At 72.7% G+C, this 2,974-nt stretch carries 2 protein-coding genes; both read right to left on the bottom strand.

Going from position 1 to position 2,974, the window contains the following annotated elements:
- The coding region (locus AOK16_RS21660; RefSeq protein WP_055473856.1) for an NADH-quinone oxidoreductase subunit N at positions 1 to 1,407 on the bottom strand (1,407 nt) is incomplete at its 3' end.
- Positions 1,407 to 2,974 (bottom strand): complex I subunit 4 family protein (locus tag AOK16_RS21655; protein WP_055473855.1); only part of this gene is annotated, 1,568 nt, incomplete at its 5' end. The genes AOK16_RS21660 and AOK16_RS21655, both read right to left, overlap by 1 nt.

Below are 2,974 nucleotides of genomic sequence, written 5' to 3'. Positions count from 1 at the left end.
CCCGGCCCCGGTCCCGGCCTCCGGCCCGGCTTCCGGCGTGCGGAAGAGGACGGCCGTCCACAGCAGGTAGTAGTAGAGCGCGATCACGACGTTCACCGCCATGACGACGGCCAGCCAGCCGAGGCCAGCATCCACCGCGACCGAGAAGACCGTGACCTTCGCGAACAGCCCGATCACGCCCGGCGGCAGGCCCGCGAGGCAGAGCAGGAAGAAGCCGAGCGCGAGCGCAGCCAGGGGGCGGGAGGCGTACAGGCCGCGGTAGTCGGCGATGCGGTTGGCCGGGCTCGTACGGGCGACGAGCGCGGCGACCGCGAAGGCGCCGAGGTTCACGGCGGCGTACATCAGCGCGTACGCGACGGTGGAGCCGATCGCGCGGCCCGGGTCGTCCACGTACGCGGCGGCCGCGATCGGCACCAGGAGGTAGCCCGCCTGGGAGACCGAGGACCAGGCCAGCAGACGTACGGCGCTGTGGGCGCGGTCGGGGCGCTGGCGGAGGGCCGCCACGTTGCCCGCGGTCATGGTGAGGGCGGCCAGCACGGCGACGGCGGGCCCCCACACGCGCGCGTAGGACGGGAAGGCGAGGACCGTGACCAGGATGATACCGGTGAAGCCGACGGCCTTGCCGATGACCGAGAGGTACGCGGCGACGGGCAGGGGCGCCCCCACATAGGTGTCGGGGACCCAGAAGTGGAAGGGGACGGCGGCCGTCTTGAAGGCGAAGCCGACGAGCGTGATGGCGACTCCGGCCGCTGCCAGGTGGTCGAGCCGGGCGGGGACGTCGGCGAGGCCGCGGGCGACCTCGGAGAGGTGCATCGAGCCGGTGGCGGCGTAGACGAAGCTGACCCCCAGGAGCGTGATCGCGGTGGCGGCCACGGAGGACAGGAAGAACTTGAGGGCGGCCTCCGAGGAGAGCCGGTCGCCGCGGCGCAGCCCGACGAGCGCGAAGCTGGGCAGCGAGGCGACCTCCAGGGCGACGACGAGGGTCGCGAGGTCGCGCGAGGCGGGCAACAGGGCCGCGCCCGCGGCGGAGGAGAGCAGCAGGAACCAGAACTCCCCCGCGGGGAGCCGCTGTTCGGCCACGGCGCCGACGGACAGCAGGGCCGTCAGCAGGGCGCCCGCCAGGACCAGGAACTGGACGGCCAGTGTGAAGTGGTCGGCGGTGTAGCTGCAGATGTCGGCGTCGGAGGTCAGGCAGAAGGTGCTGCGGTCGCCGCCGAGCAGGGGCAGCAGGGAGAGCGCGGCCAGGGCGAGGCCGGCGATCGCGAGCCGGCCGAGTACGGGCTTGCGGTGCTCGGGGACGAAGAGGTCCGCCACGAGGACGGCCAGGCCCGCGACGGCGGCGATGGTGGGCGGGGCGATCGCGAGCCAGTCGATGGACTGGACGAGGCCCGCGGCGGTGACGGTCATCACTTGCCTCCGGTCAGGAGCCGCTGCACGGCCGGGTCGGTGAGGCCGAGGAGGGCCGCGGGCCAGAGTCCGGTGAGGACGGTGAGGGCGACGAGCGGGGTCCAGGCGGCGAACTCGTGGTGGCGCACATCGGCCGGGGCGGGTGTATCAGCCGGGGCGGGCGTACGGACAGCGCTTTTCGGCCCGGGGCCGTCGGCGGGCTCCGGGCGGTCACCGGCGAGGTGTCCGCTCGGGACGGGGTCGCCCGGGAGGTGGTCGCCCATGCACACCCGGCGTACGACCAGGAGCAGGTACGCGGCGGTGAGGAGCGCGCCGAGTCCGGCCAGGACCATGAAGGTCAGGTACGCGGGCCTGCTGAGCCCTTCCGCCGGGTTGAACGCGCCGAACATGGCGAGCATCTCGCCCCAGAATCCGGCCAGTCCGGGCAGGCCGAGCGAGGCCACGGCGGCGAAGGCGACCAGGCCGCCCAGGCGCGGGGCCCGGCCGTAGAGGGCGGCTCCGGTCGCACCGGAGAGCTGGTCCAGGTCGGTGGTCCCGTAGCGCTCCTTGACGGCGCCGACGAGGAAGAAGAGGAGGCCGGTGATCAGGCCGTGCGCGATGTTGGCGAACAGCGCGCCGTTGACGCCGGTCGGGGTGAGCGTCGCGATGCCGAGGAGCACGAAGCCCATGTGGCCCACGGAGGAGTACGCGATGAGCCGTTTCAGGTCCCCCTTCGCGCCCCTGCGCGCGAGGGCGAGGCAGGCCAGCGACCCGTAGACGATGCCGACGGCGGCGAGGGCCGCGAGGTAGGGGGCGAGGGTGTGGGCGCCCTCGGGGGCGATGGGCAGCACGATCCGTACGAAGCCGTAGGTGCCCATCTTGAGCAGCACACCGGCGAGGAGGACGGAGCCGACGGTGGGGGCGGCGGTGTGCGCGTCGGGGAGCCAGCTGTGCAGCGGCCACATCGGCGTCTTGACCGCGAGGCCCAGGCCGATGGCGAGGGCGGCGGTCAACTGCGCGCTGCGACCGAGCGATGAACCGTTGTCAGTGGCGAGTGCCACCATGTCGAACGTGCCGCCCTGCAGACCGACGACGAGGAGGCCGAGCAGCATGACGACCGAGCCGAGCAGCGTGAAGAGGATGAACTTCCAGGCGGAGGCCTCGCGTTGCGCACCGCCCCAGCGGGCGATGAGGAAGTACATCGGGATGAGCACCATCTCGAACGCCAGGAAGAACAGCAGCAGATCGAGTACGGCGAAGGTGGCGAGCGTGCCCGATTCGAGGACGAGCAGCAGCGCCACGAAGCCCTTGGCGGAGGGCCCTTGGGGCATGCGGAAGTAGCTGTAGAGCGCGCAGAGGAAGGTCAGCAGCGCGGTCAGGACGAGGAGGGGGAGCGAGATGCCGTCGATGCCGAGGTGGATGCGCACGTCGAGGGCGGGGATCCAGCTGATGTCGGTCGTGGCCTGCATCCTGGACGGCCGGCCGTGGTCGAACCCGATGGCCAGGGCGATGGCGAGGGCGAGCACGACGCCGGTGACGGTCACTCCGTGGCGCAGCACGGCCTGCTCGGGGCCGCGGCCCCTGAGGC

Source organism: Streptomyces pathocidini (genome assembly GCF_001418495.1).
Lineage (GTDB): Bacteria > Actinomycetota > Actinomycetes > Streptomycetales > Streptomycetaceae > Streptomyces > Streptomyces pathocidini.
Note: the sequence above shows the minus strand (reverse complement) of the source record. Positions and strands in the feature narration are given on the sequence as shown.